Origin of the sequence: Streptomyces sp. NPDC059256 (assembly GCF_042753785.1) — a bacterium.
Lineage (GTDB): Bacteria > Actinomycetota > Actinomycetes > Streptomycetales > Streptomycetaceae > Streptomyces.
This window is the reverse complement of sequence record NZ_JBHYZO010000023.1, coordinates 68,378-80,448: the sequence shown is the minus strand read 5'-3', so window position 1 is coordinate 80,448 and position 12,071 is coordinate 68,378. Positions and strand designations below refer to the sequence as shown.

The following is a 12,071-nucleotide window of genomic DNA, read 5'->3' as shown; positions in this document are numbered from 1 at the left end:
CCAGGGCAGCATATTAACAATGGGGAGGCATTTCGATGCAGCACGCTCGATTCGGCAAGTCTGCCTTCTATTTACATCTGCTGCAGAACATGGACGAGTCCAAGATCTCGCTGACCCCCATCAACTTGGAGCGTGGTTACAACCTCTACACCTGTGGCGACAGCATCGACAACCTCTTCCTCGTCATCCACGGTGGCATCAAACTCACCACCAGCGCGCACAGCGGAAAGGAGTGTATTCTCGATATCTGTCGACGCGGCGACATACTTGGCGCTCTGTCTTTGAGGCCCTCCGTGCATGAAGAGTCCGCCACCGCGATGCTGGACAGCCATATATTGCGCATCAATCGCCGCGATTTCGTCCGTATGTTACGCAGCGACCCGGATCTGTTCCAGAAGTGGAGTCAGCATCTGGCCCAGCGCATTCGTGAGCGCGAGAGCACCATCAAGCATCTGGTCACCATGAAGTGCGAGTACCGACTCGCGGCGATCCTGCTGCACCTGTCCCACCGATTCGCCGGGCGGGGTTCGCAGTGGCAGCACATCGACGCTCGTATCACCCACGATGAACTCGCCGCCATGGTGGGAACGACCCGGTCTCGTATCGGATTCTTCCTCAAGAACTTCACCTGCCGCGGTCTGGTGAAACGACTGCCGGACGGCACGCTGCTCGTCAACTGCGACACCGTCTCGGACTTCCTCGCCTCGGACCCGAACGAGGAGGTGCCCGAACTCCAACACACGGCGTAGCCGAACGCCATGGGCTCGCCGACAGGGGAGGTCGGCGAGCCGAAGACATCAGCAGGTGGGCTCCGTACCCGGGTGGTGTGCCGTCCGATCCGGTGACATCCTTCGGCCCGGACCGTGGACGGACCCCGGCGCACCCCGCCGATGAGGACGTGCCTACGATCAGCCGGTCCGAGCCGCCCGAAGGAGCCCTCGCCCGTGACCGCCGTCGTCCCGCCACTTCGCACCCGCACGCTCCCGTTGTCCGTGGAGTGTCTGACGCGCACCGAGGACGGCGAGCAACTGCACGCGCTGTTGTGGTCCGCCGGCCCCGGCTGGCGGATGATCAGCAGTACGGTCCTCGGCGGGGGGATCGCCGAGCGAGCGTGGGTACTCAATGCCCAGGTCTCCCATGGCTACCGACGGACCGATCCGGCGCAACATCTCACCGAGCTCGCTCGGGACGCCCGGGCGCAGGGCGAGGGCGTGGGCATGTTGACCGCCGCCGACGTCACCGCGCACACCCACGGGTACGACGCGGGCGCGGCGGCCGTTGTGACCGCGGGCATCGGGGTACGCGGCTGGGCAGCCTCCCCGTCGGAAGGCACCTCCCGTGCACCAGCCCCCGGCACGATCAACATCATCGCCGCGCTCCCGGTGCCGCTGACCGATGCCGCGCTGGTCAACGCGGTGGCCACCGCGACCGAGGCCAAGGTGCAGGCTCTGCTGGACGCGGGATACGACTGCTCCGGCACACCCACCGATGCCGTGTGCATCGCCGCGCGACGTCCCCATCCCGAAGCCGAGACCCATGCCTTCGCCGGCCCACGGTCGCTGTGGGGCGCGCGTCTGGCCCGTGCCGTACACCACGCGGTGCACACCGCCCTCCCTTCGCCGGGGGCGACCAGCCCCGATTGAGCAGCCGGCCGGACCGGGGCCCGGAAGGCGGAGCAGTGCCGTGCGGAGGGAGTGCGGTGCGCCCCGCAAGGGCTCGATCACCCCGTCAGGTGACGGGGGCGAGGAAGGCGTCGAAGGCGGCCGGCAGCTGTCTCCAGGCATCGGGCCCTGCGGCGTACTCGTCGTCGGTCAACAGACAGGAGTCGAGCAGACGGGTGAGGGCGTCGCGGTCGAGGCCAGGGGAAGTGAAGACGAGATGTTGACAGCAGTCTCCGTGCCGGGGGTGCCAGTCGAGTGCGGCGGCAACCCGGCGCACGGGCGGCACCAGTTCCCAGGCGGCATCCGGTAGGGAGGCGAGCCAGGGGCCCGCGCTCTCCACGCTGAGCGCGCCACCCGCGGCGTCCCAGGCGAGCAGGGAGTTCGGTCGGTCGGCGAGCCAGAAGCGGCCCCTGCTTCGGGCCGCACCACAACAGAGGTCCTCCAGCGCCTGGTAGAGACGCTCGGAGTGGAACGGGCGTCGACGGTGCCAGACGAGGGTGCTGACGCCCGCTTCGTCAGCTTCGTGCGGCAGGAGGGCGCAGGCCGGGTGGTGGGCCGCCGCCGCAGCCTCGACGTCAAAGCCGGCGAAGGCCAGGGCGGCGAGCTCCCCCGACCCGGCCGGAACCTGTCGGGCGGTGGGGTGGAGTTGGTTCAGCAGTGCGCGATCGGCGTCGTCCGCGGGCTCGCGGCCGTCGGGGGCGTCGCATTCGACGAGCGCGAGGACCGGGGCGTACTCCAACTGCCGGGCCCAGGTGTCGCCGATCGTCCGTCGGTCGGTGGCCGCGGCTGCCAATCCGGCTGCGGCCAGGTCGTCCCCGTTGGCGAGGTAGGGCAGCACCAGCGCCGGGTCGACCGCGGTGATGACATTGGTGAGTTCGAGCACGGATCCGCCGTGCGAGTCCACGACCTCGGCCATGGCCTTGGGTTCCACCGAGTCCCAGAGCTCGACGATCGCCAGCCGGGTGGAGAAGTCCTCGGCCAGTCGCTCCAGTTCGGGGATGAGGTCCTGTCGCAGCGCACAGCAGGCGCAGTCGTTGACGAGCGGGGTGCTGCCCGATGACCGTTCGCCCGCGGCATCGCGGACGCCGCGCCGGACGGTGCCTTCGGCGGCCGTGGTCAGGTCGTGGTGCAGGGCGAGGCTGCCCGGCACCGAGCGCAGCAGGCCCTCCACCACCGCGTTGCGGGCGTCGGCGTGCAGTCCGGCGACGATGACGACCGGGAGGGGGTTGCCTCCCGCCGCCCGTTGCTCCCCCATCAGTTCGCGCCCCGCAGCCCGTAGCGGCGCTCGAACCGTTCGACACGGCCAGCGGTGTCCAGGACGCGTGCGGTCCCGGTGTAGAAGGGGTGGCTCACATGGGAGATCTCGACGTCGACGACGGGGTAGGTGTTGCCGTCCTCCCACTCGACGGTCTTGTCGCTGCTCATGGTGGAGCGGGTGAGGAAGGCGTAGTCGGCTGCCCGGTCGCGGAACACGACGGGCCGGTAGTCGGGGTGGATGCCTGGCTTCATGAGGTGCCTCCTAGGGAGCGCGGTTGTCGGGGGTCAGCGTTCTTCGCGGAAGACGACGTGTGCGCGGGCGATCGGGTCGTACTTGCGCAGGACCAGGCGATCGGGGTCGTTGCGGCGGTTCTTCCGGGTGACGTACGTGTAGCCGGTCCCTGCGGTCGAGCGCAGTTTGATGATCGGGCGAAGTTCGTTGCGGGCCATGGAGCTGTACTATATGGGAATGGTTTCCATTTTCAAACGCAGCCCTTCTGTTACGTCTTCCAGGGCGAGGTGACGTCGACCGTGTCCGCACACTGCCAACTGAGCGGAGCCCGACCGGGCTTCGGCCATGCCATCTCCCACTCGCATCGACGCACTTCGCGCCGGTTCGACCCCAATGTCCAGCGCAAGCGGTACTGGTTGCCGAGCGAGGGCCGTTCGGTACGCCTCACCCTCAGCACCAAGGCGATCAAGACCATCGACCGCATCGGCATCGAAGCAGCCGTCACCCGCATCCGGGCCCGAGGAGGGAAGGTCTGATGGCGAAGAAGAGCAAGATCGCGCAGAACGAGAAGCGGAAGGCGATCGTCGACCGTTATGCGGTCCGACGGGCAGAGTTGAAGGCGATCATCCGCCGCCCTTCCTCCTCCGACGCCGAACGGCACGCAGCCGTGGCGGAGTTGAGGCGCCAGCCCCGGAACGCGAGCGCGACCCGCGTGCGCAACCGTGACGCCGTGGACGGCCGGCCTCGCGGCCACTTGCGCAAGTTCGGACTCTCGCGCGTACGGATGCGCGAACAGGCGCACGCGGGCTTCCTCCCCGGGGTCACCAAGTCCTCCTGGTGACCAGGGCGGCCGGACGGTCGCTGCGGTGGGGTTCCGCTCGCTGCGACCGTCCGGCCGGACCACCTCCGCGCACTGCCGGGAACCGGCAACGAGGTTCGCGCGCTGTACTCCCCCACCTTCACCTTGGCCGCCGCTCCCCATTCTTTAGGGGAGACCACCAGGGGAGTCATGGCCACAACAGCAGGACTCCACAGGAGCCCGACACCGGTGAGTCGCCACGGGACCGGGGCCAGGCCGGGGACGCATCCCGCACTGTTCGCCGGGCCTTACGGGGTCAGCGTGTTGCGGTGGTGACCGGTGTGTCCCTGTGGGCGAGCACCCGGCCCAGTGCGCCCTGAGGACGTGAGACGAGACTGTCCCACGTCCCTTCCTCCACGACGCGGCCAGCCGCGAGCACCGCGATCCGGGCGGCCCGCCGCAGCGTGGCCGGGCGGTGTGCGATGACGATCGTCGTACGGTCACCAGCCGATGCGAGGAGTGCGTGCGCGATCTGTTCATCGCCCTCCGTATCGAGGTGGGCGGTCGTCTCATCGAGGACCAGGAGCCGAGGTTCGGCCAACAGTGCCCGGGCCAGGGCGATACGGGCCCGCTGACCGCCCGAGAGCGTGGCACCGCGCTCGCCCACCGCGCTCCGGTACCCGTCCGGGAGCCCCGCGGCAATGCGGTCCACCCCGCACAGGGCCGCCACTTCCCTCATCCGCCCCTCCGATGCGTCCGGCGCTGCCAATCGAAGGTTCTCGGCCAGACTGCCGCGGAAGAGCGGCGCGTCCTGGCCGACGACGGCCACCGCACGTCGGAGGTCGGACTCCGCGAGTTCGCGCAGATCCACCGGTCCCCCGTCACGGGGCAGCAGTTCCACCGCGCCTTCGGACGGGTCCCAGAACCGGGCGAGCAGATGAGCACAGGTGGACTTACCGGCTCCGGAGACCCCGGCCAGGGCGATCGTCTCGCCGGCGCGCACGGTCAGATCGAGGCCGTCGAGGACGCGCCCGCCCCCGTAGTCGAAGCGGACACCCCGTAGCCGTACCCCCAGCGGCCCGGGCGGCAGCGTCCGCGGTTCGACCGGCTCGGGAGCCCCGGCGGGAGCGCGAACCGCGGCGCCGACCCGGGCGGCGGCAGCGCGCAGCCCACCCGCCTGCCCCAGCGCTGCGGCCGAGTCCGCGACGGGTGCCAGCACACCGAGGGCGAGCGCCATCGCCGTCGGTGCCCAAGCGCCCCCCAACCGACCGTCGTCGACCGTCCCCGCGACGACGGCCACCACCGCCACGACCGCCCCCACCACGAGGAGGTCGCGCAACGCTCCCGCCCCCGCCTCCCAGGTGTGTTCACGACGCTGGGCCTCGCCGAGTCGCCGGCCGCGCAGCCGCAGTCGCTCCCGACGCTCCTCCAACCCGCCGAAGGCGAGCAGTTCGGGCAGTCCGTCCACGGTCTCCACGGCATCGGCGGAGAGCTCTGCGGCTGCGGTCCTGGTCCTGGTGCCGCGCTCGGTGCGGCCCCGCCCGTCCAGCAGCGGGGTCAGGGCGAGCAGCCCGGCCAGCGGCAGCACCACCAGCAGCAGCCATGGTTCGACGGTGGCGAGCACAGCGGCACCGCTGCCGAAGACCAGTACGGAGGAGGCCAGTTGGGCAATGGCGTGGGCGTAGAAGAACTCCAGCGCCTCGACGTCACCGAGCGCGGCGGCGGCGAGATCCCCGCTACGACGGCCCTCGATCCGGGCCGGTGCACTCCGGGCGAGCCCGTCGAAGACCCGGACCCGCAGTTCGGCCAGCACGCGGTAGGCGAGGTCATGGGAGAGGTCCATCTCCCGCCAGGTGGCCAGCGCGCGCACCACGACGAGACCGAGCAGCAAGCCGACGGTGGCGGGACCCGGCAGGGTGCCCGCCACGACAGCGGTGCCGAGCGTGTGCGCGGCGAGGGCGACCAGGGCGACGAGGGCGATCTGGTCGACCAGGGCGGCAGCGAACGTGCGCAGGGTCATGGCCCGGTGGGCTCCGAGGACGGGCAGCAGCGCTCGCAGGGCGCCCGAGTGCGGGCGGTCAGCGGCGAACGGGGTCATGCGGCGTCTCCCTGGTGAACGGGTTGCGGGACTGCGGTGGACGCATCGGGAGCGGGGCGGGGCGCGCCGCCGCGAGGGCCGTCGGCGGTCACCAGCCGCGCGTACAGGTCGCTGGTCGCGAGCAGTTCGTCGTGGGTACCGATCGCCTCGACCCGGCCTTCGTGGAGGACCACGATGCGGTCGGCGTGTCGCACGGTCGAGAGGCGGTGGGCGACGACCAGGCAGGTCCGTCCCCGTACCGCGTTGCGCAGGGCGTGTCCGATACGTGCCTGCCGGTTCTCGTCGACGGCGCTGGTCGCCTCGTCGAGGACGAGCACGGGTGTGTCGGCGAGCAGCGCCCGGGCCAGGGCGAGGCGTTGGCGCTGGCCCCCGGAGAGGGTGGTGCCCCGCTCTCCGACGACGGTGTCGTAGCCGTGGGGCATTCGACGTATCTCGTCGTGGATGCCCGCCGTACGTGCAGCTGTGTGGAGGGCCCGGTCGGGTGCTTGGGGGCGGGCGATGCGGAGGTTCTCCGCGATGGTGCCGTGGAAGAGGTAGGTCTCCTGGGAGACGACGGCGATTCCCTGACGCAGTGAGGCGAGTGTGAGGTCGCGGGTGTCGACTCCGTCGATGAGCACCTGACCGCCGTCGGGATCGTGGCGGCGTAGGAGCGTGCCGAGCAGGGTGGATTTGCCCGCACCGGAGGGACCGACGATCGCGGTGGTGCGCCCGGCTTCGGCGGTGAAGGTGACGGCGGTCAGGGCCCCTCGGGCGGCGCCGGGGTGACGGTAGGAGACAGCGTCGAACCGGATGTCGGGGGCGAGCGGCCAGTAGGCGCTGCGGGTGCCGCTGTCGATGACCCCTCCGGTGGCGGTGCGCAACCGGGCGATTCCGTCGGCGGCGGACACTCCCAGATAGCCGGCGTGCCATTCGCGCGAGAGGTCGCGCACGGGACGGAAGCACTCGGAGGCCAACATCAGCAGGAGGTAAGTGCCGGTGGCTGTGGCCCGGCCGGTCGCGGCGGACCAGCAGGCGACCAGGACGGCGGCGATGGTGCCGCCTTGGACGGCGAGGTCGGTGAGCCCGGTGTCGACGAGGGACACGCGCAGTTTGGCGACGGTGGCGCGGTGCAGGGCCGCCGAGCGCCGGGCGAGGGTGGCGCGGGTGCGTCCGACGGCACCGGCGGACCGGAGCACGTGCATCGACTGGAGGGCTTCGAGGTAGTCGGCGGCGAGGGCTTCGTACGCTCCCCAGTGTTGTTCGCCGCGCCGCTTCAGCAGCCGGTCCCACCAGCGCGGGACCAGGACGGCCAGCAGCAGCGCGGGCGCGAGCGCGAAGGCGGCGCGCGGCTCCACGACGGTGACGCACACCAGCAGCGCGGGCGGGATGCAGCAGGTCACCAGGGCATGGGGAAGATAGCGCGAGACATAGGCGTCGACGCCTTCGACACCGTCGACGAGGGTGGCCCGTAGGGCTCCGGCGCGGGCGGGCTCCCCGGGGGCCACGGTTCCCGCGATCCCCCCGAGCCGCCCGAGACGTTCCAGGAGCGTGTCCCGAAGTTGTACGCGGACCCGTGTGCCCGCGCGTACGGCGAGGTCCCGTTGTACGAGGACGAGGGCTGCGCGCAGGACGACGACGGCCAGGACCCCACTGAGGAGCACGATGAGGCGATGGGTGTCACCGTGGGCGATGTCGGCGAGGGCGAGGGCGAGCAGCACCGCTTGCGCCAACTGGGTGAGGGTCACCGCGATCAGGACGCCGGTCGCGGCGAGGAGTGGCCCGCGTGCGACGCGGGCTGCGCGCAGCAGTTCGGGGTGAAGCATCATGAGGGGTCGTCGTCTCCTTCGTGGCATTCGTCGGGCTGGCGGCCGATGGCGAGGCCGTGCAGCACCCAGTCGCGGCCGGGTGCACGGCCGATGGCTGCCCCGAGGTCCGCTCGCTGCCAGGAGCCGATCGGTCGGGACCGCAGGCCCATCGATGCGGCGGCCAGTTGGGCGTGTCCCATGGCGTAGCCCGCGCTCTGGTGGAGGGCGCGCACCTGCGCGGGTGGGGCATCGTCGGGACAGCCATGGGCGAGGAGCATGGCGCCGGTCGTGGCGATCCACCTCTGCCGTGCGGCCCAGAACGCGAGGGTGGGCCGGGCGTCCCCGGTGGCGAGCGCTTCGAGCCGCCCGTGGTCCCCGAGGTGCACGAGTGCGGGTCGGGGCCCTCCGGTGGCCACGCACCAGCTCGGGCCACCGGGGTGGACGGCTGCCGCCGTGCGCAGGAGTGTGACCAACTGTTCGTCGTCCGGGGCTCCGAGAAGGGGTGGTGGTGCGCTGCGTCGGGTGAGCAGCACGGAATCGGGGACCTCGACGGGTGGTGCCGGCTGCCAGTGGTGCCGGGTGTCGGCGCGCTGGCCGAGTGCCGCGAGGATCCGATGGGTGTCCGCGGGTTCACCGGCGTTGGGGGCGCCGGCTCCCTGGCCGGGGCGCGCTCGCGCTGGTCGGATGCGGGCGGGCGGTGGTTGGCCGGTTCGGTCGGTCGAGGTCGCGTCGGTTGTGTCGGTTGTGTTGGTTCGGTCGGTTCGGTCGGTTGTGTTGGTTGGCTCGTGGACGGCCCAGCGCAGCAGGGCGTCAGTTGGGCAGTCGGCCGTGATGCGTACGGCCGCCAGCGGCGGTGCGTCGGTTGCGTCGAGCCGTGCAGCGGCGGCCAGCAGTGGGCCGGGGGCGTCCAGGCATACGGCCGGGCAGCCCCCGAGGGCGAGTGCCGCTGCCGCGTGCCCGATGTCGAGCAGCAGCAGTGGCCAGGCGCGGTGCCCGTAGTGGGCGGCGGTCGGCTCGACGGTGACGGTGAGGACGGCGACTGTGCCGGGGGGTGCGGTGGAGGGCGCGGGGCCGCGTCGATGGAGTCGGTGGGTGAGCGGGTGGTACAGGTAGCGGCCGGCCGGTAGCGCGCTGCCCGGGCCGACGAGGAGGTGTGCGTCGACGGGGTGCAGCGCCCCGGCGGACGGTACGGGGCGCAGCCGTCCGCCGGGGCCGGCGGCGAGGGAAAGTCGTAGGACGCGGTCGAGTTCGGGTGGGAGCGTGGTGCTCGGCCCGGTCGGTCGGGGGCGGGGGGCAGGGGTGTCTTCGACGGGCTGCTCGGCGGAGCGCGCTCGGGTGAGGGCGGCGGTGATGGAGTGCGTGGCGTCTGCGTGGGTCACGGCGGCGGTCACATGTGCGGGGGTGGTGCGAGGGTGAAGTCGTCCGGGCCGGTCGGGGCCGCGGTGCGCCAGCCTCGGGTGAGGGCCGCGTCGGCGAAGCGGTCGCAGCCCAGATAGGCGAAGGCTGCGGGAGCATTGGGAATGAGGCCGGGGACCAGGACCCGAGCCACGCGCAGGGCGGTTTCGGCGACGTCCTCCGTGGTGAGGTCGAAGGCGATGACGCGATGGCCACGGTCGGCGAGGCGGGCGTCGAGTGCGATGCGGGTGCCTTGGGCGATGTCGCCGATGTCGACGGTGCCCAGGGCAGGGTCGGTGAATCGGCTGGCCAACGCGGTCATCCGGGGGTCGAGCCACGCTTGGACATGGGCGCCCAGGTCGCGTATCCGCTCGAACTGGGGCCCGCAGTCGTCGAGGTAGCGGCGGTCCGCGCGGTGGTCGAGGTAGAGGCCGCGGGCGAGCATTCCGGCGTCGATCGCGCGAAACACCCACCCGTCGGCGTCCATGGCGCCCTGGGTGAAGACCCAGGTGTGCACGGCTTCCAGGACGGCCTTGACGGCGGCTTCGGCGGGGTCGTAGCGGCAGGCGAAGCCCGCGGCGTGGATGCCGCGTCGAGGGTCGTGGACCAGTGCGGCCATGCAGGGCGCGAACTCGGATGGCATCTCCACGATCCATACGTCGAGGGGGCAACCGTCCAGGGCCTGATCGAGGCCCGGGACGCTGGCGGGATCGATGCCGCGCACGGGCCCTTCGAGGTGCCACCACAGTTCGAGTGCGTCTCGTTCGACGACCTCAAGCAGTCCGCGTTCGATTGCGTCGTCGAGTCCCTGACCGGTCGCGATGCCCGCGTAGTTCAGATGGTGGGTGCGCGGCAGGGTCCGCAGTTCGCCCTGCCGCCAGTTGAGGTGGGTGAGGGCGACGGGCGCCCAGCACTCCCGTTTCCCTTCGCTGCCCCGGGCCCAGAGTGCCGGGGTGTGGGCGTCGAAGCGCTGGTAGGGGAAGCCGGGACGGTCGTACTGCCACTCGGCGTAGCGGGGCAGTTCACCGGGGCCGTACAGGCTCAGACCCTCGGCCGCCAGTTCGGCGGCGGTGGCCCGACGGGGCGCGTCGGGGTGGCCGGGGGGCGGCAGCCGGTTGCCGCAGTACCGTTCGACCGCTTCGGCGACGGCGGCGAGTTCGGCGCCCGGCCGGTCGCCGAAGGTGGTGCCGAGCGACACCCGGTCGGCGGGCCAGGCTCCGAGACGGCGGGCGTCACAGACATCGGCGGTCATGGCGGTGTAGCGGCGGGGAGCACCGGATGGGTGTTCCACGGGTGCGACGGCTCGCACGATTCCGCACACGGGATCCACGAGCGCGTCCAGCGGCAGTGGCGGGGTGTTCAACGGCAGATCTCCTGTACGGGATTGACGCCTCGGCCGCGGCCTGTGGTGAGCAGGAGGGCGCTGCCGGCGGGTCGTACGGTCCGGTGCGAGGCGAGCAGGCGGGTGGCGGTCACCGGGTCCTCACCGGTGTGCGGCTGGCGGATGTGTGCGGGGAAGTGGTGGCCCGCGATTTCGATGCGCAGCCGGGTGCGGGCGGGGAGCCTGCGGGCCAGTTGTCCGAGGGGAACGGTGAAGCTGGCCTCAGTGCCGGGCGGGTCGGTTCGGCGTACGACGGCCGTGGCGAGCGGGGCCGCCGTGCCCGTGGGATCGAGGGTGACGATCCGTACCGCCCAGTCGGCCGGCGTTGCGTCGGCGACGGTGTGCAGACGGAGTGCTGCCGGCCCGAGGAGGTCGAGCGGACGGGCGAGGGGGGCGGTCAGCAGCAGACAACGATCCGGGGTTCCCGTGTCGGGCACGTCCAGCAGGTCCGAGCGCACGGGGCGTGCGGGGTCGGCGACGAACGCGGCCCCGTGGAGGAGTCGTGGCCCCTCCGCACTGCCGACGTCCCATACGAGTTCGCTGTGTTGGTCGGTGGCGCGGCACCACAGTGGGCTGCCGCCGAGGGCGAGCGCCCCCCGGCGCCCCTTCCGCAGTGTTCCGACGAGGGCGGCGCGTCCCCACTGCGCATAGAGCCGGCCGAGATTGAGTCGGTGGCCAGGGCGGGCCTCCGGGCCGGGGTCGGCGGTGAGGCCGTGTCCCCAGGGGCCGATCAGGAGGCGCGCGGGACCGCCCCACTCCTGCCACAGGCGGTGGGTGTCCGGGGCGAACGGGTCCCGGGTGCCGCCGATGGCGAGCAGGGGCACCCGGGCACTCCTCAGACGCCCGGGCGTCAGTGGATCCGGTTGTTCGGCGTTCCACACGCCGCGCCAGGACGGCAGGGCACGTCCGAGACGCTCGGGGAGGGTGGCGACGGGGAGGTGTGTCAGCAGTTGGGGGTCGGCGGCGAGCGCACGGTCGAGGGCGTCGGAGTCGGAGTCGGGACGGTCGCCGTGGGCGGCCCACCAGCCGGCGCGGGAGAACAGCCGTTCCGGGCCGAGGGGTTCGCGGGCGGTTGCGCTGGCACCGAGTGCGGGTACCGCGGCGATGACGGCATCGGCGCGGCCGGTCGGGTCGCTGTCGACCGCGGTGGTGAGGGCGCAGTGGGCCGCGTAGGAGCTGCCGACGGTGATGACGGGACCGGCGCTCCAACTGCGGGTGCGGAGCCAGCGCAGGGTCACGGCACCGTCGGCGGCCTCGCGGTGGTAGGGACGCCAGTCGCCTTCGGATTCGTGCCGGCCTCGGACGTCCTGGGCGACGGCGGCGAAGCCATGGGCCGCCCAGGCTCGCAACTCCGCATGGTGGTTGTGTCGACCGTAGGGAGTGCGGAGCACCACGGCAGGGTGGGGTCCGGCGTCGGAGTCGGGTAGACAGACATCGGTCGCCAGTGCGGCGCCGTCGTCCATC

At 71.8% G+C, this 12,071-nt stretch carries 12 protein-coding genes; 4 read left to right on the top strand and 8 right to left on the bottom strand.

The window, feature by feature from the left end; all coding sequences use genetic code 11:
• The first annotated feature begins 35 nt into the window (after positions 1 to 35).
• Positions 36 to 749, top strand: coding sequence for a Crp/Fnr family transcriptional regulator (locus tag ACFXJL_RS30185; protein WP_358880605.1), 714 nt, complete (start codon positions 36 to 38; stop codon positions 747 to 749).
• Positions 750 to 944: 195 nt separating this feature from the next.
• Positions 945 to 1,643: an adenosylcobinamide amidohydrolase gene (locus ACFXJL_RS30180; protein WP_384635313.1), complete on the top strand. Its 699-nt coding sequence runs from the start codon at positions 945 to 947 to the stop codon at positions 1,641 to 1,643.
• Positions 1,644 to 1,728: 85 nt separating this feature from the next.
• Here ACFXJL_RS30180 and ACFXJL_RS30175 read toward each other — a convergent pair whose 3' ends face one another.
• From ACFXJL_RS30175 to rpmG, 3 genes are read right to left on the bottom strand one after another with little or no spacing between them, the layout of a single operon-like run.
• Complete coding sequence (locus ACFXJL_RS30175; RefSeq protein WP_384697581.1) at positions 1,729 to 2,916, bottom strand: CobW family GTP-binding protein; 1,188 nt, start codon at positions 2,914 to 2,916, stop codon at positions 1,729 to 1,731.
• The gene (locus ACFXJL_RS30170; RefSeq protein WP_358880608.1) at positions 2,916 to 3,170 is read right to left on the bottom strand and encodes a type B 50S ribosomal protein L31; all 255 of its coding nucleotides are present in this window, start codon (positions 3,168 to 3,170) and stop codon (positions 2,916 to 2,918) included. The genes ACFXJL_RS30175 and ACFXJL_RS30170 overlap by 1 nt, the downstream gene beginning before the upstream one ends.
• 33 nt (positions 3,171 to 3,203) lie before the next feature.
• A complete protein-coding gene (gene rpmG, locus ACFXJL_RS30165) occupies positions 3,204 to 3,368 on the bottom strand; it encodes a 50S ribosomal protein L33 (protein WP_384697577.1) in 165 nt (54 codons plus the stop codon).
• 81 nt (positions 3,369 to 3,449) lie between these two features.
• Between rpmG and rpmB the strand changes: the two genes are divergently transcribed.
• Positions 3,450 to 3,686, top strand: a complete 237-nt coding sequence (rpmB, locus tag ACFXJL_RS30160; RefSeq protein WP_384697574.1) for a 50S ribosomal protein L28 — start codon at positions 3,450 to 3,452, stop codon at positions 3,684 to 3,686.
• The gene (gene rpsN, locus ACFXJL_RS30155; RefSeq protein WP_358880610.1) at positions 3,686 to 3,991 is read left to right on the top strand and encodes a 30S ribosomal protein S14; all 306 of its coding nucleotides are present in this window, start codon (positions 3,686 to 3,688) and stop codon (positions 3,989 to 3,991) included. The genes rpmB and rpsN overlap by 1 nt, the downstream gene beginning before the upstream one ends.
• 274 nt (positions 3,992 to 4,265) lie before the next feature.
• Here the strand turns inward: rpsN and ACFXJL_RS30150 are convergent, their stop codons facing one another.
• Genes ACFXJL_RS30150 through ACFXJL_RS30130 form a run of 5 tightly spaced genes read right to left on the bottom strand, consistent with a single transcriptional unit; the run spans position 4,266 to position 12,070 of the window.
• A complete protein-coding gene (locus tag ACFXJL_RS30150) occupies positions 4,266 to 6,047 on the bottom strand; it encodes an ABC transporter ATP-binding protein (RefSeq protein ID WP_384697570.1) in 1,782 nt (593 codons plus the stop codon).
• Entirely contained in the window at positions 6,044 to 7,852 is a 1,809-nt protein-coding gene (locus tag ACFXJL_RS30145; protein WP_384697567.1) for an ABC transporter ATP-binding protein/permease, read from the bottom strand. Before ACFXJL_RS30145 ends, ACFXJL_RS30150 begins: the two co-directional genes overlap by 4 nt.
• Positions 7,849 to 9,210 (bottom strand): nitroreductase, encoded by a 1,362-nt coding sequence (locus tag ACFXJL_RS30140; protein ID WP_384697565.1) that lies wholly within the window; start codon positions 9,208 to 9,210, stop codon positions 7,849 to 7,851. Before ACFXJL_RS30140 ends, ACFXJL_RS30145 begins: the two co-directional genes overlap by 4 nt.
• 8 nt (positions 9,211 to 9,218) lie before the next feature.
• Positions 9,219 to 10,595 carry a YcaO-like family protein gene (locus tag ACFXJL_RS30135; RefSeq protein WP_384697615.1) on the bottom strand — a complete coding sequence of 459 codons (1,377 nt, stop codon included), beginning with the start codon at positions 10,593 to 10,595 and terminating at the stop codon, positions 9,219 to 9,221.
• Positions 10,586 to 12,070, bottom strand: a complete 1,485-nt coding sequence (locus ACFXJL_RS30130; protein WP_384697612.1) for a CocE/NonD family hydrolase — start codon at positions 12,068 to 12,070, stop codon at positions 10,586 to 10,588. Before ACFXJL_RS30130 ends, ACFXJL_RS30135 begins: the two co-directional genes overlap by 10 nt.
• Between the last annotated feature and the right edge of the window lies 1 nt (position 12,071).

Excerpts from the sequence above, each read along its gene's own strand:
- ACFXJL_RS30150 (WP_384697570.1), bottom strand. The coding sequence starts at position 6,047 with ATGACCCCGTTCGCCGCTGACCGCCCGCACTCGGGCGCCCTGCGAGCG.
- ACFXJL_RS30170 (WP_358880608.1), bottom strand. The coding sequence starts at position 3,170 with ATGAAGCCAGGCATCCACCCCGACTACCGGCCCGTCGTGTTCCGCGAC.
- ACFXJL_RS30130 (WP_384697612.1), bottom strand. The coding sequence starts at position 12,070 with ATGGACGACGGCGCCGCACTGGCGACCGATGTCTGTCTACCCGACTCC.
- rpmG (WP_384697577.1), bottom strand. The coding sequence starts at position 3,368 with ATGGCCCGCAACGAACTTCGCCCGATCATCAAACTGCGCTCGACCGCA.
- ACFXJL_RS30145 (WP_384697567.1), bottom strand. The coding sequence starts at position 7,852 with ATGATGCTTCACCCCGAACTGCTGCGCGCAGCCCGCGTCGCACGCGGG.
- rpsN (WP_358880610.1), top strand. The coding sequence starts at position 3,686 with ATGGCGAAGAAGAGCAAGATCGCGCAGAACGAGAAGCGGAAGGCGATC.
- ACFXJL_RS30185 (WP_358880605.1), top strand. The coding sequence starts at position 36 with ATGCAGCACGCTCGATTCGGCAAGTCTGCCTTCTATTTACATCTGCTG.
- ACFXJL_RS30175 (WP_384697581.1), bottom strand. The coding sequence starts at position 2,916 with ATGGGGGAGCAACGGGCGGCGGGAGGCAACCCCCTCCCGGTCGTCATC.